This window comes from Streptomyces sp. NPDC059874 (assembly GCF_042731135.1).
In the GTDB taxonomy this organism is placed as follows: domain Bacteria; phylum Actinomycetota; class Actinomycetes; order Streptomycetales; family Streptomycetaceae; genus Streptomyces.
Genome location: NZ_JBHWJY010000078.1, coordinates 12,653 through 39,037 on the forward strand (window position 1 = coordinate 12,653; position 26,385 = coordinate 39,037).

25 protein-coding genes and 3 pseudogenes are annotated in these 26,385 nt (G+C 71.7%); 12 read left to right on the top strand and 16 right to left on the bottom strand.

Translation table 11 applies throughout. The features are described 5' to 3' along the window. Positions 1-274: 274 nt before the first annotated feature. Positions 275-1,489 carry a S8 family serine peptidase gene (locus ACFV9H_RS32610; protein ID WP_385405410.1) on the top strand — a complete coding sequence of 405 codons (1,215 nt, stop codon included), beginning with the start codon at positions 275-277 and terminating at the stop codon, positions 1,487-1,489. A 147-nt stretch (positions 1,490-1,636) separates the two neighbouring features. Here ACFV9H_RS32610 and ACFV9H_RS32615 read toward each other — a convergent pair whose 3' ends face one another. Then, positions 1,637-2,056 carry a C40 family peptidase gene (locus ACFV9H_RS32615; protein WP_385405413.1) on the bottom strand — a complete coding sequence of 140 codons (420 nt, stop codon included), beginning with the start codon at positions 2,054-2,056 and terminating at the stop codon, positions 1,637-1,639. Positions 2,057-2,438: 382 nt separating this feature from the next. Here ACFV9H_RS32615 and ACFV9H_RS32620 point away from each other — a divergent pair, with 382 nt between their 5' ends. Further along, positions 2,439-2,987: a PadR family transcriptional regulator gene (locus ACFV9H_RS32620; RefSeq protein WP_385405416.1), complete on the top strand. Its 549-nt coding sequence runs from the start codon at positions 2,439-2,441 to the stop codon at positions 2,985-2,987. A 69-nt stretch (positions 2,988-3,056) separates the two neighbouring features. Next, positions 3,057-4,775, top strand: a complete 1,719-nt coding sequence (locus ACFV9H_RS32625; RefSeq protein ID WP_385405419.1) for an acyl-CoA dehydrogenase family protein — start codon at positions 3,057-3,059, stop codon at positions 4,773-4,775. A gap of 60 nt (positions 4,776-4,835) precedes the next feature. Here the strand turns inward: ACFV9H_RS32625 and ACFV9H_RS32630 are convergent, their stop codons facing one another. Both ACFV9H_RS32630 and ACFV9H_RS32635 read right to left on the bottom strand, forming a co-directional pair. Beyond that, a complete protein-coding gene (locus tag ACFV9H_RS32630) occupies positions 4,836-5,258 on the bottom strand; it encodes a short-chain fatty acyl-CoA regulator family protein (RefSeq protein WP_385405421.1) in 423 nt (140 codons plus the stop codon). Positions 5,259-5,286: 28 nt separating this feature from the next. Next, positions 5,287-5,517: pseudogene (locus tag ACFV9H_RS32635) on the bottom strand (ImmA/IrrE family metallo-endopeptidase); the annotation flags it as partial. A 164-nt stretch (positions 5,518-5,681) separates the two neighbouring features. Here ACFV9H_RS32635 and ACFV9H_RS32640 point away from each other — a divergent pair. Further along, positions 5,682-5,887, top strand: a pseudogene (locus ACFV9H_RS32640) (hypothetical protein); the annotation flags it as partial. 114 nt (positions 5,888-6,001) lie between these two features. Here the strand turns inward: ACFV9H_RS32640 and ACFV9H_RS32645 are convergent. The 7 genes from ACFV9H_RS32645 to ACFV9H_RS32675 all read right to left on the bottom strand — a co-directional run bounded on the left by ACFV9H_RS32645 (position 6,002) and on the right by ACFV9H_RS32675 (position 14,556). Then, the gene (locus tag ACFV9H_RS32645) at positions 6,002-6,742 is read right to left on the bottom strand and encodes a hypothetical protein (protein ID WP_385405424.1); all 741 of its coding nucleotides are present in this window, start codon (positions 6,740-6,742) and stop codon (positions 6,002-6,004) included. A gap of 355 nt (positions 6,743-7,097) precedes the next feature. Next, positions 7,098-7,820, bottom strand: a complete 723-nt coding sequence (locus ACFV9H_RS32650) for an ABC transporter ATP-binding protein (RefSeq protein WP_385405426.1) — start codon at positions 7,818-7,820, stop codon at positions 7,098-7,100. Next, positions 7,799-8,596 (bottom strand): ABC transporter permease, encoded by a 798-nt coding sequence (locus ACFV9H_RS32655; protein ID WP_385405429.1) that lies wholly within the window; start codon positions 8,594-8,596, stop codon positions 7,799-7,801. Before ACFV9H_RS32655 ends, ACFV9H_RS32650 begins: the two co-directional genes overlap by 22 nt. Positions 8,597-8,630: 34 nt before the next feature. Then, positions 8,631-9,683: an ABC transporter substrate-binding protein gene (locus ACFV9H_RS32660; protein ID WP_385405431.1), complete on the bottom strand. Its 1,053-nt coding sequence runs from the start codon at positions 9,681-9,683 to the stop codon at positions 8,631-8,633. A 47-nt stretch (positions 9,684-9,730) separates the two neighbouring features. Continuing rightward, positions 9,731-12,337: a discoidin domain-containing protein gene (locus ACFV9H_RS32665; RefSeq protein ID WP_385405434.1), complete on the bottom strand. Its 2,607-nt coding sequence runs from the start codon at positions 12,335-12,337 to the stop codon at positions 9,731-9,733. Positions 12,338-12,417: 80 nt separating this feature from the next. Then, positions 12,418-14,412 carry an N-acetylmuramic acid 6-phosphate etherase gene (locus tag ACFV9H_RS32670; RefSeq protein ID WP_385405436.1) on the bottom strand — a complete coding sequence of 665 codons (1,995 nt, stop codon included), beginning with the start codon at positions 14,410-14,412 and terminating at the stop codon, positions 12,418-12,420. A 51-nt stretch (positions 14,413-14,463) separates the two neighbouring features. Then, positions 14,464-14,556 (bottom strand): putative leader peptide, encoded by a 93-nt coding sequence (locus ACFV9H_RS32675; protein ID WP_385405438.1) that lies wholly within the window; start codon positions 14,554-14,556, stop codon positions 14,464-14,466. Between the two features lie 102 nt (positions 14,557-14,658). Here ACFV9H_RS32675 and ACFV9H_RS32680 point away from each other — a divergent pair, with 102 nt between their 5' ends. Both ACFV9H_RS32680 and ACFV9H_RS32685 read left to right on the top strand, forming a co-directional pair. Then, on the top strand, positions 14,659-15,615 hold the full coding sequence (locus tag ACFV9H_RS32680) for a MurR/RpiR family transcriptional regulator (protein ID WP_385405440.1): 957 nt from the start codon (positions 14,659-14,661) through the stop codon (positions 15,613-15,615). Beyond that, positions 15,608-16,627 carry a BadF/BadG/BcrA/BcrD ATPase family protein gene (locus ACFV9H_RS32685; protein ID WP_385405443.1) on the top strand — a complete coding sequence of 340 codons (1,020 nt, stop codon included), beginning with the start codon at positions 15,608-15,610 and terminating at the stop codon, positions 16,625-16,627. Before ACFV9H_RS32680 ends, ACFV9H_RS32685 begins: the two co-directional genes overlap by 8 nt. 30 nt (positions 16,628-16,657) lie before the next feature. Here ACFV9H_RS32685 and ACFV9H_RS32690 read toward each other — a convergent pair. Beyond that, positions 16,658-16,894, bottom strand: a pseudogene (locus tag ACFV9H_RS32690) (sigma factor-like helix-turn-helix DNA-binding protein); the annotation flags it as partial. A gap of 73 nt (positions 16,895-16,967) precedes the next feature. Here ACFV9H_RS32690 and ACFV9H_RS32695 point away from each other — a divergent pair. Both ACFV9H_RS32695 and ACFV9H_RS32700 read left to right on the top strand, forming a co-directional pair. Further along, on the top strand, positions 16,968-17,594 hold the full coding sequence (locus ACFV9H_RS32695; RefSeq protein WP_385405446.1) for a TetR family transcriptional regulator: 627 nt from the start codon (positions 16,968-16,970) through the stop codon (positions 17,592-17,594). A gap of 181 nt (positions 17,595-17,775) precedes the next feature. Then, positions 17,776-18,666, top strand: coding sequence for an SGNH/GDSL hydrolase family protein (locus tag ACFV9H_RS32700; protein WP_385405449.1), 891 nt, complete (start codon positions 17,776-17,778; stop codon positions 18,664-18,666). 420 nt (positions 18,667-19,086) lie between these two features. Here ACFV9H_RS32700 and ACFV9H_RS32705 read toward each other — a convergent pair whose 3' ends face one another. Further along, positions 19,087-19,788, bottom strand: coding sequence for a DUF6766 family protein (locus tag ACFV9H_RS32705; protein ID WP_385405451.1), 702 nt, complete (start codon positions 19,786-19,788; stop codon positions 19,087-19,089). 81 nt (positions 19,789-19,869) lie between these two features. Then, the gene (locus ACFV9H_RS32710) at positions 19,870-20,244 is read right to left on the bottom strand and encodes a hypothetical protein (protein ID WP_385405453.1); all 375 of its coding nucleotides are present in this window, start codon (positions 20,242-20,244) and stop codon (positions 19,870-19,872) included. 422 nt (positions 20,245-20,666) lie between these two features. On the opposite strand from ACFV9H_RS32710, the gene ACFV9H_RS32715 reads away from it, so the two are divergent. From ACFV9H_RS32715 to ACFV9H_RS32730, 4 genes are all read left to right on the top strand, one after another. Beyond that, positions 20,667-20,966, top strand: coding sequence for an isoamylase early set domain-containing protein (locus tag ACFV9H_RS32715; RefSeq protein WP_385405455.1), 300 nt, complete (start codon positions 20,667-20,669; stop codon positions 20,964-20,966). A gap of 100 nt (positions 20,967-21,066) precedes the next feature. Continuing rightward, positions 21,067-21,306 (top strand): hypothetical protein, encoded by a 240-nt coding sequence (locus tag ACFV9H_RS32720; protein ID WP_385405458.1) that lies wholly within the window; start codon positions 21,067-21,069, stop codon positions 21,304-21,306. A 253-nt stretch (positions 21,307-21,559) separates the two neighbouring features. Beyond that, positions 21,560-21,820: a CDGSH iron-sulfur domain-containing protein gene (locus ACFV9H_RS32725; RefSeq protein WP_385405460.1), complete on the top strand. Its 261-nt coding sequence runs from the start codon at positions 21,560-21,562 to the stop codon at positions 21,818-21,820. Continuing rightward, positions 21,817-22,857, top strand: a complete 1,041-nt coding sequence (locus ACFV9H_RS32730) for an iron-containing redox enzyme family protein (RefSeq protein WP_385405463.1) — start codon at positions 21,817-21,819, stop codon at positions 22,855-22,857. Before ACFV9H_RS32725 ends, ACFV9H_RS32730 begins: the two co-directional genes overlap by 4 nt. A gap of 23 nt (positions 22,858-22,880) precedes the next feature. Here ACFV9H_RS32730 and ACFV9H_RS32735 read toward each other — a convergent pair whose 3' ends face one another. The 3 genes from ACFV9H_RS32735 to ACFV9H_RS32745 are packed head-to-tail and all read right to left on the bottom strand — an operon-like array spanning position 22,881 to position 26,274. Beyond that, a complete protein-coding gene (locus ACFV9H_RS32735; RefSeq protein ID WP_385405466.1) occupies positions 22,881-23,951 on the bottom strand; it encodes a tetratricopeptide repeat protein in 1,071 nt (356 codons plus the stop codon). Then, entirely contained in the window at positions 23,951-25,009 is a 1,059-nt protein-coding gene (locus ACFV9H_RS32740) for a tetratricopeptide repeat protein (protein ID WP_385405469.1), read from the bottom strand. The genes ACFV9H_RS32735 and ACFV9H_RS32740 overlap by 1 nt, the downstream gene beginning before the upstream one ends. Continuing rightward, positions 25,006-26,274 carry a tetratricopeptide repeat protein gene (locus ACFV9H_RS32745; RefSeq protein WP_385405472.1) on the bottom strand — a complete coding sequence of 423 codons (1,269 nt, stop codon included), beginning with the start codon at positions 26,272-26,274 and terminating at the stop codon, positions 25,006-25,008. Before ACFV9H_RS32745 ends, ACFV9H_RS32740 begins: the two co-directional genes overlap by 4 nt. Positions 26,275-26,385: the final 111 nt, after the last annotated feature.

Genomic DNA, 26,385 nt, shown 5'->3' on the forward strand with positions numbered 1-26,385 from the left:
GACGAACGCGCGTTGCTCCAGTCCCGTGTTCGCGAATGCATCCGGAAGTCGTGTGTATGTGTGGGTGGTTCGAAGAGTGTGGTCATTGTGGGGGGCCGGTGCGGAGGTCTCTTTAAGAAACCTTGTTGAGTAACGCCGACGCGCGGGGCGGCCTTGAATCAACTCCCGTAATCGGTCAGGGTTTCGAGCTGAACCCCCGGAGATCTTCCTGCTTCGGAGGGTTCATGCAACACGCCTTGACGCCCCACACGTCAACACGAGGAGCTCTCTCTTCATGTCAACTCACAAGCACGCACGCACCCGTTCACGCGGTTTCCGGGTCCTTGCAGTGGCCACCGGAGTCGCCACTGCAACCGGTGTCAGCATGCTGTTGTCCCCCCTCGCCGGCGCGAACACTCCGGCCGAGGGAACGGTGTACGGGCTCGGCGCACCCGGTGCGCTCAGCGGCAGCTACATCGTCATACTCGACAAGAACGCGGACAAACGAGCGCTGGCCAAGAAGTACGGCGGCGAGCTGAAGCGCACCTACACGTCCGCGATCAACGGCTTCTCCGCGACAGGGCTTTCGGAGACCGATGCCAAGCGCCTCGCCGCCGACCCGGCCGTGGGCAAGGTCGTCCAGAACAAGAAGTTCTCCATCAACAGCACCCAGGACAATCCCCCGTCCTGGGGCCTCGACCGCATCGACCAGAAGGAGACGGCGGGGGACAAGAAGTACACGTACCCCGACGCGGGTGGTGAGGGCGTGACGGCCTACGTCATCGACACCGGCGTGCGGATCAGCCACAAGGACTTCGGCGGCCGGGCCACGCACGGCTTCGACGCGGTGGACAACGATCAGAGCGCCGATGACGGCAACGGGCACGGCACGCACGTTGCCGGGACCATCGCGGGCACCTCCCACGGGGTGGCCAAGAAGGCCAAGGTCGTCGCGGTCCGTGTGCTCGACGACAACGGGTCCGGCACCACCGAGCAGGTCGTGGCGGGCATCGACTGGGTGACGCAGCATCACAGTGGCCCCTCGGTCGCCAACATGAGCCTCGGCGGCGGCGCCGACGAGGCGCTCGACGAGGCGGTGCGCCGGTCGATAGCCGCCGGTGTCACCTTCGCCGTCGCGGCGGGCAACGAGTCCACCGACGCGGGGCAGGGCTCTCCCTCGCGGGTCCCGGAGGCCGTCACGGTGGCCTCCAGCGCGGCAGACGACTCGCAGTCGTCGTTCTCCAACTTCGGCTCGGTCGTGGACCTCTACGCACCGGGCTCGGAGATCACCTCCGCCTGGAACGACAGTGACAGCGGCACGAAGACCATCTCCGGCACCTCGATGGCGACCCCGCACGTGGTGGGAGCGGCGGCCCTCTACCTGGCCGGACACAAGGACGCGTCGCCCGCGCAGGTCGCGCAGGCCCTGACGGCGGGGGCGACTTCGGGGAAGATCACCAACCCGAGCAGCGGCACTCCGAACAAGCTGCTGAAGGTGTCCGCGGAGTAGGTGGAGCAGTCCGTGAGCGCGTGGCGGAGCCGTCCGTGAGCGCGTGGCGGAGTCGTTCGTGAACGCGTGGCGGAGCCGTCCGTGAGCGCGCCGGGGCCGTCGCACCTGAGGGGGGTGCGGCGGCCCCGGCGCCGGTTGTCCGTGGGGTCAACCGGCGCGCCCGTAGCGGACGTTCCGGCTCCAGATCCGTTCCAGTCGCACCCGGGTACCGGGGCGGGGCGCGTGCCAGATCTTGTCGTGGCCGGCGTAGATGCCTACGTGCTCCACGGTCGAGCCCCTGGGAAAGAACACGAGATCTCCCAAGGCGCGTTTGTCGCGGGGAATGTGAGAGGTGTGCTGGTACTGCTGCTCCGCGGTACGGGGCAGCTGTCTGCCGGCTCTTCGAAATGAATAGAGCGTCAGGCCTGAGCAGTCGAAGCGTTTTGGTCCTGCTGCGCCGCGGGCATACGGTGCGCCCTCCTTGGAGGCGGCCACGGCCACTGCCGTGACGCCGTACGGTGCGGCCGCGTTGGCGGGTTGCACGGGGCCGACCAGCGTACTCGTGGTCAAGAGGCAGAGCAGCAGCATGACGCGAGGGGGGTCGAATCCGGCAGGGCGGCGAACAAGTCGGTGATCCTGTCGGGCTTTACGGGATTCGAATTCGGTCCTGAAGACGGACATCGTGATACCTCCGCGTTCGGATGCGGCAGATGGGACACGTATGAAGATCCTGCTTTCAAATGTCGTGATTCCTGGCGCCTGACGGCCGACCAGTTTTCTCCGATGCCGTCCGAAATTCACTTCCCGGAGACGGGGAGAGATGTATCGGTTCTGCAACAGATCCGCGAACATATGCAAATCGCATGATGGTCGTCGCTCCACGCACCCGCCCGGGGTCCCGCGGGTGAGCCGCGTCTCACCGGGGCGTCGGCACTTGTCTATGCAACGAGTTGCATAGAAGGATCGGGGCATGGCGCTCGACCACGCGATACTCGTCTCCCTGCTGGAGATGCCCGGCTCGGGCTACGAACTGGCCCGGCGGTTCGACCGGTCCATCGGCTACTTCTGGACCGCCACGCACCAGCAGATCTACCGGGTCCTGGGGCGCATGGAGCGTGACGGCCTGCTCACCGTCCGCGAGGTGCCGCAGCAGGCCAGGCCCGACAAGAAGGAGTACTCCGTCGCCGGCCCCGGCCGCGAGGTCCTCTCCCGGTGGCTGCACGAGCCGATCGAACCCGAGAGCCTGCGCCACGACCTCGCCGTGAAGATCCGGGGCGCGGCCTACGACGACCCGGGCGCGCTGATCCACGAGGTCGAACGGCACCACCAGGTGCACAGCGACCGGCTCGCGCACTATCTCGCCGGAGAACTGCGTGACTTCACCGGACCCGATGCCCCCGCCCCGCTCGACGCCGGACAGGAGCTCCAGCACGTCGTGCTGCGCGGCGGAATCGCGTACGAACGGATGACGATCGCCTGGCTGGACGACGTCCTCGCCACCCTCCACCGCCTCGCGTGACACCACCGTCCCCTCCCTCCTCCCTCCTCCTTCCTTTCTCCCTCGTCCCTCATCCGAAGGTGAACCTCCATGGCCGACTCCCTGCTGTTCAACCCGCACACCTACGACCCGGCGCACTTCGACCCCGAGACCCGCAGGCTGCTCCGCGCGACCATCGACTGGTTCGAGGAGCGCGGCAAGCGCAAGCTGATCGAGGACTACCGCTCCCGCGCCTGGCTGGGGGAGTTCCTCGCCTTCGCCGCCAAGGAAGGCCTGTTCTCCACCTTCCTCACCCCGGCCTCCGCCGCCGCACAGGAGGACCAGCGCTGGGACACCGCCCGGATCGCCGCGCTCAACGAGATCTTCGGGTTCTACGGCCTCGACTACTGGTACGCGTGGCAGGTGACCATCCTCGGTCTCGGCCCGGTCTGGCAGAGCGACAACGCCGCCGCCCGCGCCCGCGCCGCCGAACTCCTCACCCAGGGCGAGGTCTTCGCCTTCGGGCTGTCCGAGCGGACCCACGGCGCCGACATCTACTCCACCGACATGCTGCTGGAGCCCGACGGCGACGGCGGATTCCTGGCCACCGGTTCCAAGTACTACATCGGCAACGGCAACGCCGCCGGGCTCGTCTCCGTCTTCGGCCGCCGCACCGACATCGAGGGCCCGGACGGGTACGTCTTCTTCGCCGCCGACAGCCGCCACCCGGCGTACCAGCTGGTCCAGAACGTCGTCGACTCCTCCAAGTACGTCAGCGAGTTCCGCCTGGCCGCCTACCCGGTGTCCCCGGACGACGTCCTGCACACCGGCCGCGCCGCCTTCGACGCGGCCCTCAACACGGTCAACGTCGGCAAGTTCAACCTCTGCACCGCCTCGATCGGCATCTGCGAGCACGCGATGTACGAGGCCGTCACCCACGCCCGGAACCGCATCCTCTACGGCCGCCCCGTCACCGCCTTCCCGCACGTGCGCCGCGAGCTGGCCGACGCGTACGTCCGCCTCGTCGGGATGAAGCTGTTCAGCGATCGCGCCGTCGACTACTTCCGTTCGGCCGGTCCCGAGGACCGTCGCTACCTCCTCTTCAACCCGATGACGAAGATGAAGGTGACCACGGAGGGCGAGAAGGTCATCGACCTGATGTGGGACGTCATCGCGGCCAAGGGCTTCGAGAAGGACACCTACTTCGCGGAGGCGGCCGTCGAGATCCGGGGCCTGCCCAAGCTCGAAGGCACGGTCCACGTCAACCTCGCGCTGATCCTCAAGTTCATGCGCAACCACCTGCTGGAGCCGGTCGAATACCCCGCGGTGCCGACCCGCCTCGACGCGGCCGACGACGCCTTCCTCTTCCGGCAGGGACCGGCCCGCGGGCTGGGTTCCGTCCGCTTCCACGACTGGCGGCCCGCCTTCGACGCGTACGCCACCGTCCCGAACGTCGCCCGCTTCCGGGAACAGGCCGACGCCCTGTGCGAGTTCGTGGCCACCGTCGCCCCCGACGAGGAGCAGAGCCGCGACCTGGACTTCCTGCTCTCCGTCGGCCAGCTGTTCGCGCTGGTGGTGCACGGCCAGCTGATCCTGGAACAGGCCCGCCTGACGGACCTGGACGGGGACGTCCTCGACGAGCTGTTCTCCGTCCTCGTCCGCGACTTCTCCGGACACGCCGTCGAACTGCACGGCAAGGACTCCGCCACCGAAGCGCAGCAGGCCTGGGCACTGGGCGCCGTCCGCCGCCCCGTGGTCGACGAAGCCCGCGCGGCGCGGGTCTGGGAGCGTGTCGAAGCCCTGGCCGGGGCGTACGAGATGGCGCAGTAACAGCGGCGCGCCGGCGAGGCCGGTCCGCGGGGGCTGCGGCGCGCCGACCGGCGTGAGCGGTCAGCCCCCGCTGACCGGGTAGGGGATGAAGGTGCTGCTGTTCTCGTCGACGGCGAGGGTGCGCCCGAGGGGCGGGACGGCACGCTGGGGGCAGTCCAGCCGTTCGCAGAGTCGGCAGCCCATGCCGATGGGCGTGGCGGTGGCCGCGTTGTCCAGGTCGAGGCCGTCGGAGTAGACGAGACGCGAGGCGTGCCGGATCTCGCAGCCGAGACCGATGGCGAAGGTCTTGCCGGGTCCGCCCCAGCCGCCGCGGTGGCGGGTGATCGCGCGGGCGGTCCAGAGGTACCGCCGGCCGTCGGGCATGGCCGTGACCTGCACGTGGATGCGGCCGGGCGCGGCGAAGGCCTCGTACACGTTCCACAGCGGGCAGGTGCCGCCCGCGCGGGAGAAGTGGAATCCGGTGGCGGACTGCCGCTTCGACATGTTCCCGGCCCGGTCGACCCGGACGAAGGAGAAAGGCGGTGTACGGGAGGATCAGCGCGGCGGCGAAGTAGTTGGCGATGCCGATCCGCTCGAGGGCGTGGGCGGGGGCGGCCGGGGGGAAGTCCTCCGCCGCCGGCCGGTCGAGCTCGTCGCCGTATTCGAGCAGCGCCAACTGGGTGGCCATCCAGAACGCCTGCCGGCCCGGCCGCAGCCGGTTCGACAGGTGCAGGACCCGGCTCGCGGCGTCGTAGCGGTGCAACCGGTCGCACAGGGTGCCAATGCGCTGAGCGATGGATCAGCGCATTCGCAGACCCGGCGATCACGTAAACGGTGACGGTCATGGCAGAGGCGAACTCGACGACGACGGCAGCGGCCCGGCAACTGGAGCAGCGCTGGGTGTCCGACCCGCGATGGGCCGGGAGAACGCTGCCGCTGCGCGTAGCCGACCACGCCGACTACCTGGCCTGGGCCACCGAATCCTTCCGCCTCACCACCGGCGGCGTCCGCCCGGACACCCAGATCCACACCCACATGTGCTCCAGCAGCGGCCCTCCCGCGCAGGGGGCTGGACGCGATCCCCGCCGAACGGCTCTGGGTCAGTCCCGAACTGCGGCCTGAAGATCCGCGGTTGACCCGAAACCCGGGCTTCCCGGAGAACCTCGTCGAAGCGGCCCGCCTGCTGCGCTCGAGGTCTCGCCCGGCGCCTGACGCCACGCCTCTTCGGGCCGGGCGGCGCTGCCGGTCTACTGGAGCTGGGACAGGTCGACCGAGTCGGCGGGTGCGGGGGGCTTGGCCAGGACCGGCTCGTCGAAGGCGGAGAAGGAGGCCTCCACCCGCTGGCCGGACGTGTCGGTGCCCTGGATCCGCAGGAGGTACGGCTTGTCTTCGGTGGAGACCTGGTACGTGCCCGTCTCGCCGTCGCGCCGGCTCGTGACCGTGATGGCCGGACGGCCGTCGACGGTGGTCCGCGAGCCCTTGGTCAGCTGCTCGTTCACCGGTTTCGAGGAGAACTCCTTCCTGAAGGAGTCCAGGTCGCAGAACTCGGCGAAGTCGCGCAACAGGAGGCTGCCCGTGGTGCCGTGCAGATAGCGGCCGTTGATGAGCGCGATCGCGTCATCGGCTGCGGCACCCGGTAGTTGGGCTCGCAGAATGGCGTCGTCGAGCTTCATCCACACGTCGCGGCCGCGTTTGATGATGTCGGCCGTGCCCGAACCGCCGGGAGGCGTGACGCTGCCGACGCAGTTGCCCCGCTCGTCGAATCGGAGATCGAGAGCGGTGGTGCCCGACTCGTCGGTCACCTTGGCCACCATGCGCATGGACGTGGCCCCGGTCATGGCCTCGCGCGAGGCGTCCGCGATGGCCGGGGCGCTCTTGTCGGCGATGCCGTTGTCATCGGCCCCGGCGGCTCCCGCGCCCTGGAAGATCAACAAGCAGACGGCTGCGGCGGCCGCGCAGCGGGCCGCGGCTGCCCGGGACGTGGACATCGGGCATCACCTCCCTCCGGCCGCCCCCGGACGACATCCGGAATCCACGTGCCCTCCGGCGCAGCCGGTCACCTGATCAGCGTAGATCCGCGCCGCGCCGGGCGCAGTCCGGGTGGGTGTTCCCCGGCGCGGTCGGGGTGACCGGGCCCGTTTCGTAGGCCGCGATCACAGCCTGGGCGCGGTCGCGGAGGCGGAGGCGAAGCGTTCGACCGAGCAGCGGGTGATGGCCGGGGCCGGCAAGGCGTCGCCCGAGAGGCAACCGCCCGGACCGCGGCCGTCGCCCTGAAGGACGCGACGTGGACGCGGGCTGCGCGGGCGCTACGGGCGGAGTGGGTCGCGCCCGCCCGCCGGGTGATCAGCTCCCGCCGTGTTCCGTCACTCCCAAGGCGGTGAGGAGCCGGGTGCGCAGCTCGGCTGTCCGGGGATGCGAGGGGTCGGGCCGGATGTCGTGGCTGATGCGGCCGTGGTCGAGGACGAGCACGCGGTCGGCGAGGGCGAGTGCCTCGTCGATGTCGTGGGTGACCAGCAGGACGGCGGGCCGGTGACGTGCGCAGAGCCGGCGCAGCAGGGTGTGCATGCGCAGCCGCGTGAGGGCGTCCAGGGCGCCGAACGGCTCGTCGAGCAGCATGAGTTGCGGTGCGCGTACCAACGCCCGGGCGAGCGCCGCTCGCTGGGCCTCGCCGCCGGAGAGCGTGCCGGGCCAGGCCCGCTCGTGGCCGGCCAGGCCGACCTCGGCGAGCGCCCTGCGGCCCTGCTCACGGGCATCGGCGGTGGTCAGCCCGAGGACCACGTTGTCGAGGACCCGGGCCCAGGGCAGCAGCCGGGCGTCCTGGAAGGCGACGGACCGTCGTTCGGGGACGTCGACGGTGCCACCGCCCTGCGCGTCGTGGTCGAGCCGGGCGACGGCGCGCAGCAGCGTGGACTTGCCCGACCCGCTGTGGCCGAGCAGAGCGGTGAACTCCCCGGGGGCGAGGTCGAGATCGACGCCGTCCAGCACGGTACGTCCGGCGAACGCGCGGGTGAGCGAGCGTATGCGCACGGCCGGAGCGGCAGTGGTCAGGACAGGGTGCGGCGCCATGCGAGGACCTTCCTTTCGAGCAGGCGGACCAGGGTGTCGGAGAGCAGGCCGAGCAGCCCGTAGACGACCAGGCCGACCACGATCACGTCGGTACGGCCGAAGGTGCGGGCCTGGGTCATCAGGTATCCGATGCCGCTGGAGGCGTTGATCTGCTCGCTCACCACCAGGACGAGCCACGAGATGGTGACCGACAGCCGCAGGCCGGTGAAGAAGCCCGGAGCCGCTCCCGGCAGGGCGATGCGGCGGAGGAACTGCCCGCGGGACAGGTCCAGGGTCTGGGCCAGTTCGGCGTAGCGGACGTCGAGGCCGGTCAGGGCGGCGTGGGTGTTGAGGTAGACGGGCACCAGGGTGCCCAGCGCCACCAGGATGACCTTGACCTCTTCTCCGATCCCGAACCAGAGGATGGCCAACGGGACGAGGGCCAGGATCGGCAGGGAGCGCACCAGTTGGACGGTGCCGTCGAAGAGGGCCTCTCCGATGCGGGAGAGTCCGGCGGCCAGGGCCAGCGCGAGGCCGATGGCCACCCCGAAGGCGAGACCGAGTGCGGCGCGTTGCAGGGAGATCAGCAGGTGGCGCTGGAGCTCGCCGGTGCCGAGCAGATCGAGGGCGGTGCGCAGGACGTCGGCGGGGGAGGCGAGGGTCTGCGGGTCCAGCAGCCCGGTGCCGGAGGCGCTCCACCAGGCGGCGAGCAGGAGCAGCGGGCCGACTGCGCGCGCGAACGGCAGCCGGGGTGGGCGGTGGCCGACCGCGCGGATGCGCGGCTGAGCGGTGGTCATGGAAGGTGTCTTTCCTGGTGCGGTCGTACGAGGGTCAGCCGGAGGTGGTGCGCGCCTGCTGCTGAACCTCCTCGAAGCGGCGGTCGAACTCGCCCGTGACGTCGAGCTTCCCGGGGATCGCGCCGGCTTCGGAGAGCACGTCGGCGATGGCCTGGTGGGCGGCGACGGCCTCGGAGTAGGCGGGGAACGCCGCCGTGCCGGTGTTGGCGTAGATCTGTTCGCCCGTGCCGGCCGGGATGTTCTGCCTCTTGACGTAGTAGTCCTGCACCCACTGGTCCTTGTGGGTGTTCTGCCAGCCCAGGGCCTTGGTCCAGCGGGCGGAGAAGTCGCGCAGGGCGGCGGCCTTCGCGGGGTCTTCGAGCGTCTTGCCCGGGGTGATGAGCAACAGGAGCCCGCTGGTCAGGTCCTTGTCGTCGGTGATCTCGTGGGCTCCCTTGGCCGCGTTGGGGAGCAAGTACTTGGAGGCGAGCGGCTCGGTGAGGGCGGCCGCGTCGACCTGGCCGCTCTGCAGGGCGGCGGGGATGTCGAGGACCTGGAGGTTGACCAGGGTCACGTCTGTGGTCTTGAGGCCGCCCCTCTTGAGGGCGTTCAGTACGGCGGGCTGGAAGGTGGTGCCCTCGGTGTACGCGATCTTCTTGCCCTTGAGCTCCGCGACGGTCTGCGCCGTCGTGCCGGGGGCGGTGACCAGGTGGACGGCGCTGCGGCTGGTCTGTGCCACGCCGACGATCTTGACGTCCTGTCGGGCGGCCTGGGCGAAGACGGCCGGTGTCTCCGAGACGATGCCGACGTCGAGGGATCCCCCTCGAAATGCCTCGAGGATGGCGGGCCCGCCCTGGAAGGCGTTGTAGCCGAGCTTGTACGGAGCGTTCTGGTCCTGGCCGGAGGACTTGAGGAGCACCTCCAACTGGGCGTTCTGATCGCCGATCCGGAGTTCGGTACCGTCCGGGACGGTGGTGGGCAGCGCCTCCCGCGGGGCCGGCGGTATACCGCTCCCGGCCTTCACCTGGGTGGTGGAGCAGCCGGTGAGGGCGAGGACGGCTGCGACGAGTACGGGCGCGAGGCGCCGTGCGGCGGGGAAGGTGGACAACGGGGATGCTCCTGGTTCGGTGAGGTGAGGTGTGGGCACGGGAAGGATCAGGCCGCGTGGACCTGGAACTCCCAGACGGAGTAGCCGTACTGGGTGCCCCGGGCGGTGCCGTGGAGGCGGACGTGGCGTCCGTGCGTGCCCAGTCCGGTGATCTCGTCGGTCCCGCCGTTGCCGGTGGTGGTCGCGTACACGGTGGTCCAGTTGACGGCGTCGTCGGAGACCTGGATCTGGTAGGCCTTGCCGTAGGCGGCCTCCCACTCGATCCGGACGCGGCCGATGGCCGTCGGGGCGCCCAGGTCGACCTGGAGCCACTGCGGGTCGGTGCGGTTGCTCGACCAGCGGGTCGTACCGGACCCGTCGACGGCGTTGGCGGGTTCGACGCCGGCGCGGTACGTGCTGGAGGCGGTGACGGGGCGATTCAGGGCCAGGTTGGCGCCGCCGGTGGCCTGGGCGTAGCGCGCGGCGACCTCGGTGGCGGTCAGGGCCTGGCGGTACACCTGGACCTCGTCGATGACGCCGGTGAACGGGCGCTTGCCGCCGAAGCCGCCGAGCGGGAGCGCGATGGTCTGCGGGAGGGCGGCGGCCGGGCTGCCGTTGGCGTAGAGGGTGGTGCCGCTGCCGGTGGCGACGAGGGTCAGGTGGGTCCACTGCCCGAGGGGCAGTGAGTAGTCGAAGGTGTGGTCGCCGACGCCGTACGCGGTGAGGCCCAGCCGGTGGTCGCTGCCGGCCTGCTCGATCTTGATGGCGGTGTCCGTGTCGCGCAGCAGGACGGTGTCGGTGGCGTCGCCGGTGCGCTTGGCCCAGAGGGAGAGGGTCCAGGGCGCCCGGACGGCCCGGCCGCCGATGCTGAGGGTCTGGCCGCTGCCGGCGGTGAAGCCGAGGCCGCTGCCGCCCCGTCCGGTGGCCGGGTAATGGGGCGGGTAGAGGAAGCCGTTGGCGTGCAGGGCGCCGGTGGTGTCGGGCAGGGTGAGCTTCCAGTCGCCGGGGTGGTGGGTCGCGGCGGTCGGCGTGTACGGGCTGTCGAAGGTCCACGTGTGGACGGGTGCGCCGTCGGTGGTCGGCGCCGGCGGCGTGCGCGGCGCGGCGGTGGGCTCGTCCCCGACGGCGCGGAGGTCCTGGGTGAAGACCGCGTAGCCGCGGGTGGTGGGGTCCGGGTTCCAGGTGCGCTCGCCGAGTTCGGCGCGGCGGCCGTCGAACAGGTCGAGGTAGTAGTCCGTCTCGCTGAAGTACAGGTCGTCGCCCCAGGCGGCGAGGACCTGGCCGGCGTTGTGCGGATCGGCGACCGGGGTCCAGGTGTGGATGTCGCCGCGCGGGACGACCTTGCTCTCGTAGTCGGCCGGGGAGATGTAGAAGCGGGTGTAGGGGCCGGTGCGGTAGGCCGAGTCGACCACGTCGTAGCCGAGCGAACGCATCGTGGCGGAGACGACGGTGCTGCCGAAGTTCATGATCAGGACGTCGGTGGCGGGCCGGATGGCGGTGCCGTTGACCCAGATCATGGCGCGCTTGCCGTGGGCCCGTACGGTGGCCTGCTCGGCCGCGATGAACTGTTCCTGCAGATCGGCCAAGGTGGGCGCGGCCGCCGTCAACTTGGACTTGATGTAGGGGCAGTCGGCCAGTGCGGCGGGCACCTCGTCGTTGCCGAGGTGGACGTAGGGGCCCTGGAACCAGCCGATGAACTCGCCCAGCAGGCCCTGCATCCAGGCGGTGGCCGCCGGGTCGGTGAAGTCCAGGGTGCCGGCGTCCCCGCACCGGACGGAGAGCGAGCGGTCGGTGCCGCCGAAGGCCGCGTACGGCTGGGCCTTGGTCGGTCCCTGGATCTCCGGCACGATCACCACGTGGTACTGGGCGGCCACTGCCTCGATCCGGGCGATGTCGGCCTGGCTGTAGCGCCGGCCCGGATCGGTCGGGGCGAGCGAGGCATAGGCGGGGCTGTGCAGCCGGAAGGCGTTGGCCTGGTTGAACATCAGCTGGATCGTGTTGATCTTGTGCCAGGAGGCCCGGCGGATCTCGTCCTCGATGTCGGCGGGTGCCATGTAGCGGCGGCTCACGTCGAAGTGCTCGGCCCGATAGGCGAGCCCGGGCCAGTCACGGGCGGTGCCCCGGGGGATGGCGGGTCCCAGGCGCAGCATCTGCAGCAGGGTGCGGGTTCCGTAGAACACGCCGGTGGACGTGGGGGCGCTGAGGGTGACCCGGGTGTCCGTGACGGTCAGGGCGTAGCCCTCGGTGCCGAGCCCGGTGTCCGCTGCCAGGGTGAGTACCACGTCGCCCGCGGCGGGTGTGGAGGTGCGGGCCACGGGCAGGGTGCGCCCCGTGACCGCGGCCAGGTCGGCCGCGAACCGGTCGGCGACCTGCGCCGCCGTACGGGTCGACAGGCGCTCGGAGGTGGCGCCGCTGGTGCCGAGGTCCGCGGTGGCGGGGTCCAGCACGATCCGGGACGCATCCGTGAGCGTGAACTGTCCGGTGCCGCCCGTCCATTGGCGAAGGGCCGGCGTGACGGCGGGGGCGGCGTTGCCGGCGGTGGAGGCCGCGCGGGCCGGCGCGGGAGCGGCCGGCCCGCCCGCTGCGATCAGCAGCAGGGCGAGGAGGAGGAGGCCGGCCGGCAGCGGTCGGGCGCCAAGGGCGCGCCGGCGCGGGGCATGCGGGGGTAGGGACATGGTGAAGCCTCTCTGGCGGGGTCCCGCCGGGCACGGAAACATGCGGGCGGCGGCCGGGCCTGCGTGGTCCGGTGGCTGACTCAGGTCGCGGGTGCGCGGTCCCCGGGACATCGGACCGTCAGCGCGGCCACGGCCGCCCGTACCTCCTTGCCGTGTGCCGCCAGCGCGGTGCGCGCCTCCTGCGGACCGGTCCCCGTCAGCAGCGCCACCAGGGCGGTCTTGAGCTCGCCGCCGGCTTCTTCCAGCACGGCACGGCAGGTGCCGGGATCCGCGCCGGTCGCCTGGGCGAGCAGGGTGAGTTCGCGGTCGGCCAGCTTGGCGTTGGTCGCCGCGAGATCCGTCATCAGGTTGGACCAGGTCCGCCCGAACCGGACCATGACGGCGGTGGAGAATCCGTGCAGCACCAGCTTCTGTGCGCTGCCGGCCTTCATCCGGGTCGAGCCGGTGATGACCTCCGGCCCGGTGTCGGTGCAGACGTGCAGGTCGGCGATGCGTGCCAACGGCGCGTCGGGGTTGCAGCTGACCAGGACGGTGGTGGCCCCGACCTCGCGGGCGGCGGCCAGCGCCCCGGCGACGTACGGGGTACGCCCACTGGCGGCGAGGCCGAGTACGACGTCCCGGGCGGTGACCTGGGCCAGCGCCCGGCGTCCGGCCGCCTCGTCGTCCTCGGCGTCCTCCACGGCGTGTGCCAGCGCGGTCGACCCACCGGCCAGATGGGCCACGATCCTGCCCGGCTCCAGCCCGTAGGTGGGGGCGAGTTCGGCGGCGTCGAGGACGGCGTAGCGGCCGGAGGATCCCGCGCCCACGTAGTGCACCCGGCCACCCGCCCGCAGGGCCGCCACGGCCGCGTCCACGGCGATAGCGAGCATGGGCAGGGCCGCTGCGACGGCGGCCGGGACCCGGGCGTCCTCGGCGTTGATCGCACGGAGCAGCTCATGCGTGGGCAGCCGGTCGATGCAGATGGTGGCGGGGTTGCGCCGTTCGGTCGGCGGCAGCGGAGGAGCCTGCCGACTGCCGGTCCGCAGGTGCCGCGCAAGCAGCCGCAGCCCCGCGTCGTCCAACCCTTCACCGGGGAACAGGCACAGGCCGCCGTCGTCGGAAGCCTCCAGAGCGGAGCGCAGCGCACCGGCGAGGTCGGTGCCGGTGACTTCCGGCCCCCAGTCGGCACCTCGTGCGAGTACGGGGGAGTTGGTCGTCTGCACCATCGGCACCACGGTCGTCGGCCCGCTCTCGGCCCGCACGGACCGGGCGACCAGGCCCACGAAGCCGGGCTCCCGGTGCAGGATCGCGTGGTACGACATCGGAAGCACGGCGTCGACCATCGGCGCCAGCTCGGTGACGCACTGACCGACCAGGCGGCGGCGCTGCCCGGCATCCTCGGCGGGCACCAGGAAGAGGCCGGTCCAGAGCCCCGGCCGGGCGGCCCGGATCGCGTCGGTGAGCCTGCGCGTCACATCGGTGATGACCTCGCAGCGGTACCCGTGCCACGCCTCCTCGTGGTGGGCGTGCAGGTACGCCGCCACGGCCGACGGAGAGCCGGGGGGCAGCGCGGTGCCGGTGCGCCGGGTGAAGTCGTCCAGCGTGTGCGGATCGTACGAGGAGGAGCGCGGTACGACACCGGGGCGAAGCTCCAGCTCCCAGTGGAGCGGCCAGCGCAGGAAGTCCAGCACCAGTCCGTCCAGCAGCGGGGAGACGGCCAACCGTGCGAAACGGTCGATGAGTCGGGTGACGTACGCGTCGTCGGTCGGGACCAGGCCGGTGTACCACTCCATGCGCTGCCACGGCCGTCCGTCGCCGGAGACCGGGTACAGGTCGGGGCGCCGCTCGGCGGCGGGCCGCGCGTGATCGCTGAAGCAGGCGACGCTGCCGAGCAGGCTCAGGCCTGCCGCGCGGCAGGCGCGGGCCAGTTCGGGAGTGATGGAATCCGCCTTGGTGATCAGGGCGTTGAGGCCGGAGGCCGCGTACTCGGTGAGCATCCGGTCGCGCTCGCTCTCGGTGAGCGCGACCAGGGTGCGGTCGAATACGTAGGCGGCCCGCAGCGGCCGTCCGGGCACATGGGAAGCCGGGGCGGTCACGGATTCTTCCTCGGAGGTGAGGTGGGGGCCGCGTGGCGGCCCGGGGCAGTGTCAGCGGGAAGAGGTGACGCGTCGACAGATCGCGCCGGCGACCCGGCAGAAGTCGACATGGGCGCGGATGGTCAGCACGACAGAGCGGTACACCTCGCTGGCCCTCCTTCACCGGGCAGACGGAACACTGCGGACACGCCGCGGAGAGTTGACACCCCTGAGCGATGTGGAGGATTCTTGCACAAGGAGATCAGGATGTGGAAGAGCAACATCTCCGATCCCACCCCCGCCCCCCGCCCGCCGGCGCTCAGGAGGAACCGCGTGGACCGGCCGACCGCCCAGGCCTTGATCGTGCAGCTACGGGGACGGCTGCCCTCCCTCTCACCCGCCGAACGCGCCATCGCCGACCTGGTCCTCGCCGACCCGGCGGGCGCCGCCACGCTCAGCATCAGCCGCCTCGCCTCCGCCGCCGGGGTCTCCGACACCTCCGTCACCCGCTTCTGCCGCGCCCTCGGCCTGAGCGGCTACCCCGACCTGCGCCTGGTGCTGGCCGCCGCGCAGCTGGCCGGCGGCGAGGATTTCGCGGTGCGGATCGGAGCCGGCGACGACATCGCCGACGAGGACGACACCGCCACCGTGGTAGCCAAGGTCGCCCGCCTCGACGCACGCGCCGCCCAGGACACCGCCGAACAGCTCGACCTGCGGGTCCTCGACGAGCTCGTCGATCGGATCGCCGCCGCCCGGCGGATCGAGATCTACGCAGCCGGCTCCGGGGCCGTGGTGGCGGCCGACCTGGAGTACAAGCTGCAGCACCTCGGACTCGCCGCCACCGCCCGCTCCGACGTCCACCGCGCGCTGATGGGAGCCGCCCACCTGAGCACCGGGGACGTCGCCATCGGCATCTCCTACTCCGGCCGCACCGGCGAGGTGATCGACCCGCTGGCCGAGGCCGCCCGGCGCGGAGCGACGACCGCCGCCCTCACCAGCGACCCGCTGTCCCCCCTCGGAAAGACCGCCGAACACCTCCTCACCTTCGCCGGCCGGGAGACCACGTTCCGGACCGGCGCCACCGTCAGCCGGATCGCCCAACTCGTCGTGGTCGACTGCCTGTACGTCAGGCTTGCGCAGCGCCAAGACCTGGCGGCGGGCAGAGCGCTGCACCGGGCCCACGAAGCCGTTCAGGGACGCCCCCGCAGGCCGAGCCATGACTGACGCGACCCGGGTGGCCGGAGTGGACATCGGAGGCACCGGCCTGCGTGTGGCCCTCGCCCGCCTCGACGAAGACGGCCGGCCCCGGATCGAAGCCGGCGCCGAACGAGCCACGCCCACCGGCACCGGGCCGCGCGGCATCGACGCGGAGGCCCTGCTGCGCACCCTGCTCCCCGCCCTCGACGGCCTGCTCGCCGAGGCGGGAGCAGCCACCGTGGACACCCTCGCCGTCGGCGCCACGGGCATGGCGACGCTCGGCCAGGACCTGGCCGCCCGCCTGCCGGGCCCGCTCGCCGAGCGCACCGGATCCCGCCGTCTGGTGCTGGCCGCCGACGCGGTCGCCGCCTACGCGGGCGCCCTCGGCGCGCTGCCGGGCGTAGTGGTCGCCGCCGGAACGGGCATGATCGCGCTGGGCACCGACCTGACCACCGGCTGGCGGCGCGCCGACGGCTGGGGCCACCTGCTCGGCGACTGCGGCGGCGGCGCCTGGATCGGCCGCGCGGCACTCGACGCCGCCCTGCGCGCCCACGACGGGCGCGAGGGCGGATCCGTCGCGCTCCTGGCCCGCGTCCTCGCCCGGTTCGGCCCGGTCACCGGACTTCCGGCCATCCTCCAACTGCGCCCCGACCGGGCCGGGCTCCTCGCCTCCCTGGCACCCGACGTCGCCGAGACCTCCGCGGCAGGAGACCCGGTAGCGGCGGACATCCTCGGTCGCGCCGCCGAGGAGATCGCGGACACGGCGGCCGCGGCGGCGGCCGGCCTCGACGCACCCCGGATCGCCCTCACCGGCCGCCTCTTCCACCTGGACGGCCTGCGCGAGGCCGTGTCCGACCGGCTGTCGTCCCGCATCCCCGCCGTCCGCCTCCACACCCCCGAGGGAGACCCCCTCCTCGGCGCGCTCCGACTGGCCGCCGCGGCCACCCGCGGCGAGCTGCCGTGGCCGGCCGGGCCGCCACTGCTCCACGTCATCAACGGCGCGCCGACGACGGGCCGGGAACATCCTCACCTGCCTTGAACAGGGCAGACCTTCTCGGGGATCGCCTCGTCAGGCGAGCAACGCCACGGGCCTGGGGTCCGCGTGTTGCCGGGATTCGGTCCGCCGGTGAGGCGGTGCCGGGTGAACCCCCTCGGGAGCCCGGGTCCCCGTGTCGGTGAGGAACGCCACGAGAGACGTACGGGCACGCGCCACGCGGGAGCGGACCGTGCCCACCGGGCAGCCGACGGCCTCGGACGCTTCGGCGTAGGGCAGTCCCAGCAGCTGGGTGAGGACGAAGGCGTCCCGGCAAACCTGACGAAAGGCCTAGGGTGGGAGCGGTCGAGCACGGGGCGCAGGTTCGGGGATTGCGGGGGCGGGCGTGGGCGGGCGCGGGACGAGTCGCAACGAACGGTCGGCCGAGCGCCGCGAGGCCATCCTGAACGTCGCTCTGGAGGTGTTCGCCGAGCGTGGCTACCACCGCGCCTCACTGGCCGTCATCGCCGACCGCGTGGGGCTGACCCAGCAGGGCGTGCTGCACTACTTCGGCTCCAAGGAGGGGCTCCTGCAGGCGGTGCTCGACCGCAGGGACGAGCTCGACCACGCGACGCTCGGCCCCCGCTCGGGCGGGACGGCCGCCGCCCGGGACGCGATCGTCCGGCTCCTCGAGCGGGACGGAGAACGCCGCGGCATCGTCCAGTGCTTCGCCGTGCTCGCCGCCGACAGCGTCACCGAGGATCATCCGGCGCAGGATTACTTCCGGGACCGGTACGCCCGCATCCGCACGCTCTACACCGAGATCGTGCGCGCCGACTACGGAGACCTGCTGCCCAGCGGCGTCACCCCCGAGCAGGCCGCCACGCTCCTGATCGCCGTCGTCGACGGGATGCGTTCGCAGTGGCTGCTCGACCCCGACGAGGTCGACATGCCGGCCCTTTTCGGCACGCTCGCGGAGCTCCTCGGGTCGAAAGCGCACAGGCCGGCCTGCCCGCCGCCCTCGGACGGCTGAGGTCGTTCCGCTTCGACGCCTGCTTCAACTCACCTGCGAACCACACCAGTTGCGGTTCTCCTCTTGGGGAAATCCTTACCTACTGACCGGTTGTACCCCCCGGTAACACCCTCCATGCTGTCGCTCACCTACCGAGCACTCGGTAACCGTTCGAGCCGCCCCCACACAGCCAGGAGGAGCAGTGACCTCAGCACGATCCCTCACGCTCGCCGCCGCCTGCGCCGCCGCGCTCGCCGCCACGTCCGTCCCGGCCTCCGCCGCCCAGACGGCCGGGACCACCGGTTCCACCGCACCGCCCCGCCGCTACGTCGCGCTCGGCGACTCGTACGCCGCCGGATCCGGCGTCCCTCGTCAGTCTGCGGGACTGTGCCTGCGCTCGGACCGCAACTACCCGAGTCTGCTCGCCGCCAGGCTCCGGGCCGCCGCCACCGTCGACGTCACCTGCGGGGGAGCCAAGACCAAGCACATGGCCGAGCCGCACGTGTACCCCGTGATCGGCAAGGTCAACGACCCCCAGCTGAACGCCGTCACCGCCGACACCGAGCTGGTGACCCTCACCATCGGCGGCAACGACCTCGGCTCCACCGACGCCGGCGTCGCCGGGCCCATCCTCAAGTGCGTGGCGCTCGCCCAGATCGCGCCGTGGGGGTCGCCCTGCGCGTGGCACTACAAGGACACCCTCAGCTACCGGATCAACGACGCCTCGGGCAGGGTCGCCTCGACCCTGAGGGAGATCCACAACCGCGCTCCGCGGGCGAAGATCATGCTGGTCGGCTACCCGGCCGTCCTCCCCGAGAACGAATGGGACTGCCTGGGCAAGCAGCCCGTCACCGTCTTCGACGCGGCCTTCCTGCGCGACACGGTCAAGGAGCTCAACCGCGTGCTCGCGCGTGAGGCGAAGGCCGGGGGCGCTGTCTACGTGGACACCTACACGCCCACCATCGGCCACGACATCTGCTCCACCGACCGCTGGATCGCGGGCATCGTCCCCACGGAGCCCTCGCTCCCCGTCCACCCCAACGCCCGCGGCCAGCAGGCCCTGGCGGACGCGGTGGCGGCGGCCATCGGCTGATCCGGCCGATGCCGCCGTCGACGCCCCCGTCGTCGGTCGGCGGGTCCGTCGAAGAGGGCGAATTCGTCAGGCCCCGGAGCATCGAAGTACCGCCCAGGTAGCGCAGCTCCACCGGGACATCGAGGGCGCGTGCGCCGCATCGTCGTCCGGGCAGAGGCGGACGGCCGGGAGATCCGCGGCGAGTTGCCCGGCCAGGGTCGTCCTCCCCGAGCCGGGCAACCCGCACAGCGGGATGAGTCTCGGTTCGGGTCTGACGACCACCGGGTACCTCCATCGTGCGTGTCGGATCGCTGCGTTGTCGCAGATCCTGGCGCAATCGGACGAGGCGACGGAAGGCATTTTCCGCCGCGGTGGCACGATTCGCGTACACGCTGGAGTACGTCGCCCCGTCCCGCAACGACGCCGGATGGCTCGTGCGGCTCAGCCCTCCACTCCCGTGGAGGTGTGCGGGGCGCCGACGGGCTTGGATTCCGGGGAGCCGCGCTGGCGCAGGTATACGGAGAGGATGGCCATGGCGGCCACGGCCAGGAGTTCGGACTGCCAGTTCTGCAGCGAGCGGTTCCAGAAATCGGCGGAAGCCAGATAGGCGGCCCAGGAAACGGGAGGCTGGAGCCGGCGCAGCTGCTGCTCGTCGTAGGCGGCCGCACCGGCGATGGACTGGGCGAGCCAGGAGAGGAAGAACAGCAGGGCCATCACGGTCCCCAGGGAGCGCGAGTACAGGTGCTGCCGCCAGTCCTTGGTCCCGGCCCAACGGGGGGAGTCGGCTCCGGCGTGGTCGCCGATGCGCTGCTCCCGGTCGCTCTCCGGTCCGGCCTTGTGGAGCTCCTTGGATTCCGGCGAGCCGCGTTGGAGGAGCCAGACGGTGCCGAAGATGTAGAGGAAGAACTGGAGGAACTCCGACTGCCAGTTCTCGCTGACGTCGACGGCGAAGTCCGATGACATCAGGTACTCCCCGAGCGTCAGCTGCTGCAACCCGTCGACGGCCAGGTCCTCGTTGAAGCCGGCGTGCCCGGCGAACGCCTGGCTGGCGAGGACGAGCAGGAAGGCGCCGCCGAAAGCGAGGGTGAGGCTGTTGTCCCGCCAGAACCCGCCCCCGCGGTCCTCCCGCGACCCGCGGCTCACCGGTGCAACGCTCCGATCGTGATGAAGTACCCCAGCCCGCCCAGGATCGTCACCAGGCAGCCGATGAACAGGAAGCGCACGTCAGCCGCCCTTCAGCGAGCACTGGTAGGGCTGGTCGCCGCGTGGCGTGCACCCGGCGGCGACCACCTTCCAACCGTCGTGGAACTGCGACAGGAACAGCGTGTCGTTCCGCAGGCGCAGCAACGCCTGCCGCCCGTACACCTGTGTCGCGCGCACCTGGCCGGCTGCCGGCAGTTCCTGGCCGCGCAGCGCCGGACCGCACGGCCGGTGCTGGTCCTCCTGGAGCTGCTGCCGGGTCTGCGGTGCCAGCAGCGCGCATGCCCGCGGGTAGTCCGCGTCTGCGAGCGCCTGCTCGAAGGCACGTCCGGCCTGCGTGGCACCGTCCACCCGGGCCGCAGGCGCCCCGCACCCGCACAGCACCGCCGTCAGTCCCACGACTGCCACCGTCCTGACCGCCAGGCCGCGGTGTTCCGCTCCGCCCCGGAGCCGGGTCGCACAGGGGCCCTTCACTCGCTGTCCGCGCGCGGCAGCACGATCGCGTCCATGTCGTTCTCCTCCACCGTGGCGTTGCGGGAACCGGCCTCCGCCGGGCACCAAGCATCACCATCGCTCCGCAGGCGACGATGACCCCTGCTTTCGGCATCGGACACACGGGAGACCGCCCGCCCGGACGAGCCCCTGACGCTGAGATCGTTGTCGCGTCGGTCTTGTTCGCGGCGCCGCTTCATCGCGCCGGGAGCCCTGCCGCGGGAGGGTGCCGGGACTGGGACCGGATGGGTGACTTCCTGCTGGACCCACGGTCGTGCGCGGGGGAACGAGACCTGACCACGCGCGAGGATGCACGGGCTCATCCCCCCATGTCTTCGTGGCTGGAGTTCTCCGTGCTCGAACGCAAGCAGCTCAAGGGTCGTGCGCAAGTCACCTTCATCCTGCCGGAGAACACTCCGGACGGGCCGGTCAGCGTCGTCGGGGACTTCAACCACTGGAACCCGGCCGCGCACCCCCTGGAACCCCGCGGCGACGGCACCCGCGCCGCAACCGTCACCCTCGCCGCTCACAGCGGGCACTCGTTCCGCTACCTCGCGGCCGGCGACTACTGGTTCGACGAGGAACACGCCGACAGCCACGACGGGACGAACAGCCGTCTCCACACCTGACACAGGACAGGCTCGGCCAGGCGCGGTGGATCGTTCCACTGACATCGGGACGACTGGGTGGGGTAGTCGCCGGAGACAGGCACCCTCGAAGGAGGACACGATGGCAGACCACGAGAAGTCCAGACGCCATCCGCGGACCACGCCGTCCGAGGCCGGGGGCGAGAGCGGCGACCGTGAGGCGCGGCGCCGGGCTGACGACGCCGTCGTCCGGCGTTCGCCCCCGGCAGAGAGTGACGCGGATGCCGGGGGCCACCGCGCCAAGCGGCAGCGTCCGGGTATCGGCCGTGAAGAGCAGATCCACCCGGCTGACACCGAGCGGGCGGACCCCGAGGAGAGCTGAGGTCCTTCGTCTGATCCTCCTAAGATCGACGGCCTTCCGGATGGCGAGCATGTCTTGGGGCAGTCGCAAAGTCTCGGCAGTCGATCGTCGCCATGGCAGCCGTGCCGGTCGTTCAAGGAGGTGCGTGCGTCTTGTACGGCTCTGGCCCTGGGCACGCCGCATGCTTCCTGGCGGCGGCGCTCGATCATGAGGACCCGGGGCCCCGGACGGACGTAAGGTCATCGACCGCATCAGGAGGAACTGGTGATCATTCGTGCCCGGCACCTCTGACAGCGCCTCGAACGCGACGCACGCGGTGACACCCGCCCGCCGGGTGTTCGTGGACCCGCAGGGCCCGGTGCTCGTCGAGGGCCCCGTGGAGATCGTCCTGGACGACGGGACGGTCGTCCGGTCCGACCGCTTCATGGCCGCGGTGTGCACCTGCCGCCGCAGCCGAACGTACCCCTGGTGCGACACGAGCCACCGCCGCCGCGAGAGCACCGTTTCGCCATCCGAGGACAGGAAGCCGCGATGACCCCTTGCGGACCGAGCGCGACGACGACCGCTGCCGGCCCCCGCCTCGTCGAGGGGCGGGGCGAGCTGTCCTCCGCCGTGGCGAACGCCCTGCGGTCCGGCCGCCCGCCGGAGTACGGCCCGGCTTCGATCCTGAAGGCCGATACGTGGGGAGAAGACCTACAGCTCGCGCTCTACCTGCTGTACGAGCTGCACTACCGGAGCTTCGACGGCGTGGACGAGGAACGGGAATGGGATCCGGACCTCCTGCGGCTGCGCCGGGCCCTGGAAGACCGCTTCCTCCACGCCCTGCGGGCCGAGCTGTCCGGCGCGCCCCGATCGGTCGAGGACGCGTTCGCCCCGCTCCTCGTCGAGCCCGTCGACCTCTCCGGCAGTCTCAGCCACTACCTGGAAACCGAGGGCGAGTTGTGGCAGTTGCGCGAGTACGCGGCCCTGCGCTCCCTCTACCACCTCAAGGAGGCCGACCCGCACGCCTGGGTCATCCCCCGGCTCACCGGCCGCGCCAAGGCCGCGATGGTGGCCATCGAGTACGACGAGTTCGGCGCGGGCCGCGCCGACCACATCCACGCGCAGCTCTTCGCGGACCTCATGGCCGACCTGGACCTGGATCCGGCGTACGGGCGCTACGTGGACCGCGCGCCGGCGCCCCTGCTCGCGACCGTGAACCTGATGTCCCTCTTCGGGCTCCACCGGGCCCTGCGCGGCGCTCTCGTCGGGCACTTCGCGTGCGTCGAGGTCACCTCGTCACCCGGTTCCCGCCGCATGGCCAAGGCCATGCGGCGCTGCGCGGCCGGTCCGGCCGCCGAACACTTCTACACCGAGCACGTGGAGGCCGACGCCGTCCACGAGCAGGTCGTACGCCACGAGGTCATCGGCGGCCTCCTCGCCGACGAGCCCGCCCTGGAGGCGGACATCGCCTTCGGCTGCGTGGCCACCGCCCTCCTGGAGGACCGCCTCACGGCCCACATCCGCGGGGCCTGGGCCCAGCGGCGCAGCGCACTGCGCACACCGACCGGCGCCGGGATGCCCACCGCGTAGGCGCCGCCTCTCTGCCTTGCCTCCTACTGCTTCGGCGCGCGCTGCTGGAGGGCGGTACGGCCGGCCACGGACGTGACGATCGCGAAGAAGAACAGCGGAATCGCGAGCGCGGCGAACACGGCGCTGCGCCACAGCACCAGAGCCAAGGCCGAGTGGACGATGAGCAGCGCGATGGGGAACGCCATCCCGAGGACCGGCCGGCAGCCGCGCGACACCAGCAGGAGGGGACGGCGCAGGTGAGGCGGGACCCGCCGGGTCTGCCACAGCAGCCAGCCTCCCCAGCTGCCGACGAGCACGGCCGCGCACACCAGGAAGGTGACGAGGGCGTCGGTGCCGGCGGCGCCCGCACGCAGGTGGGCAGAGCCCAAAGACACCGTGACGGTTCCGGCGAGGGCCACCCAGCGGGAGCCCATCAACGTTCCCCAGGCCATGTTCTCCAGGTTGTGGCGGGCGTGGCGGTCGTCCAGGTCGAGGGCGGCGGCCTGGACGAAGCCCTCGGCGGCCCGGGTCCACGAGCCGGGACGGAGCCAGCGGCGGCGCAGGTGGAGCAGCGAGAGGTTGTTGTGGGCCATGCTGTTGTCCGGGTCGAGGCGCAGCGCCGTCTCGTAGGCCTCCTGGGCGACGCGGAGGTTGCCGGTGTGGTGGGCGGTCACGCCGAGGAGGACGTACGCGTCGCTCTCCTCGGGGGCGAGGGCGACGGCCGTGCGGGCCGACTCGTAGGCGGCCCGCTTGCGCTTCCGGCGGGCGCCACGGGCGAGGACCATGCCGAGGGTGTAGTGGCTCGGCCAGTGCTGCGGGGCGAGTTCGACGGCGCGCCGGGCAGAGCCCTCGGCCTGCTCGTCCTCCTTCAGGGCGAGCAGGACGTGGGTGTGTGTCAGCCAGGCGCTCACCGACTCGGGTGCGACGCGCAGGGCGTGTTCGACGGTGGCAAGCGCCTGCTGCTCGTCGCCGAGGCTGTGCCGGCAGCGGGCGAGCAGCACGAGTGCGTTGGCGTCGTCGGGGGCGCCGGCGAGGTGCCGGCCGGCGAGTGCGGCGGCCTGCTCGTGGCGCCCCAGGTCGAAGAGGGCGTCCGCCTGTTGCAGGGCCCGGCTCATCAGACCTTGTCCCGGTCGTGGGTGATGCTGAGCAGGTTCGGTACGAGTGCCAGCCAGAACAGGACCTGAGGGACGGTGCGCTCGCTCCACGGCAGAGCGACGAGCAACAGCGCGCACAGAGTGGCCCAGGTGGCCTGGCCGAGCACGACCCTGGCCCAGAACGAGCGGCGCACGAGCGCGAACACGGTGAGCTGCACCCCGGTCCGCAGCCGCCGGTAGCGGCGCCAGGCGCCGAAGCCCCACACCACGGCCATCAGGGTCAGCGCCCACAGCCGGGTGCCGAGATGGACGGGCAGCTCCTTCGCCCCGCCCCCGGTGGGGAAGACGTCGACGGTGACGGCGGCCATGACCAGACAGAGCAGGGCGAGCCATCGGGTGCCGCGCAGCATCCGGTAGACGGCCCTGTCGAGGTCCTTGCGGAGCGCGTCGGAGTGCGGTGCGGCCGCGAGCCCACCCGCGTACAGTTCGGCGGCCCGGGCGGCGGAGGTGCCGGCCTTGGCGGCCTCGCGCTCGGTGGACACGGTGACGGCGAGGGTGTGCGTGGGGTCGACGCGGAGGATCTGCCGGATGGCCTCGTCGGCCAACTCGGTCCGCTGGTGGAACGTGGCGACCTTGTGCATGGTCGCCCACGTGTAGGTCTCCTCCGGCCCCTCCCGCACCGCGACCTCGGCGTGCGCGAGCGCCTCCTCCGGGCGGTCCGGGGCCAGTTCCAACAGCAGCTCGGCGAGCTGCCGTCGGGGGCCCCAGGCATACGGATCGATGCGGATCGCCAAGCGCTGCGCCGCCTCGGCCTCCTCGAGCCGGCCCAGGTGGCGCAGGGCGTAGCCGCGGACGAAGTGCGCGTCGAGGAAGCCCGGTTCGAGGCGCAGGGACTCCAGCGCGGCGGCGAAGGCCTCTGAGTATCGGCCCAGGGTCAGGTGGCACTGGCCGAGCAGGCTCCACGCCTGGTGGTCGTCGGGGTCCTCGGCGAGGCGGCGGCCGACCGCTTCGCGTGCCTCCTCCGGGCGCATCATCTCGTAGAGCATCCGGGCCCGTTGGACCTGTGGGTGTGTCGTCACAGCTTGCGCTTCTTCTTCAGGTAGGCGACCAGGTCGTCGTAGATGCCGCCGTCGTTGGCGAACATGGCGACGTTACGGGCGGAGGCGAACCAGGATTCGCTGGATGGCTTGATCTGCTTGGCCGCGTTCAGGAGGTCCTTGGTGCCGATCATGCGGATGGTGCCGGAACGGGCGGAGTCCAGGAGCGCGTACTCGGCCGCGCTCTCGCAGAGATGGGCGAGATCGGCGCCCGAGAAGTCCTCGGTGACCTTGACGATCTTGCCGAGATCGACGGACTCGATGGGGCGCTCGCGCAGGTGGTAGCGGAGGATCGACTCCCGGGCCGGGGCGTCGGGCGGCAGCACGAGCAGGGTCCGGTCCAGGCGGCCGGGACGGCGCAGGGCGAGGTCCACATCCCAGGGGACGTTGGTCGCGGCGAGCACGAAGACGCCTTCGTTCTGTGCGGCGTTGATGCCGTCGAGCTCGGTGAGGAGCTGGTTGACGACATTGCGCAGACCGCTGTGGTGCATGCGCGAGCGTTTGGCGCCGAGCGCGTCCAGCTCGTCGAGGAAGACCACGCAGGGCGCCTGGCGGCGGGCGGCCTCGAAGATGTCGTGGACGTTCTTCTCCGAGGTGCCGATGTACATGTCGAGGATGTCGGAGAGCGAGACCGACATGAACCCGGCACCGAGTTCGCCGGCGACGGCCCGCGCGATGAACGTCTTGCCGCAGCCGGGCGGGCCGTAGAGGAGCAGCCCGCCGCGCAGCGACTTGCCGTACAGCCTGCGGAGTTCGGGGTTGCGCATCGGGGCGAGGAAAGCGGCTTCGAGCCGTTCCTTGACCTCCTGCATGCCGCCGACGTCGGCGAGGCGTACTTCGCCGGGGGCGTCGATGTCCCAGGCGGACGCATCGGCCGGGTCGCCGCTGCCGTCCGCGGTCAAGGGGGCCTCGGTGGCGTCGCCCGCGCCGGCGGGGTCAGTGGGACCGGTGGGGTCGGCGGCGAAGCGGGGGCCGACGACGCCGGCGACTTCCTGCTCGGCGGCGGCCCAGTCGAAGGCGCCGGGGCGCGTGCCGGCCGTGGGCAGTTGCATGGCGCGGACCATCAGGTCCCGTACGGCTTCGTCGCCCGGCGCGTGCTGCAGCGCGACCGCGGCTTGCGCGACGGCCTCGTCGTGCCTCCCCTCCGCGAGGAGCAGTTCGGCGAAGTGCAGCCGCAGGGGCACGTCTTCGGGAGCGGCGGCGACGGCGGCCCGCAGGCTGCGGATGAGAGGTGACTCGTCGGACATGGGGTCAGCCTAGAAAGCGGTCTGCGGCTCTCCTCCACCGGGTGCGGTCGAGATCGACAGGCGTGGGGAGCGCGGTGGTCCGGCGGCGGCAGGCGGCGACGCATGCGCCGC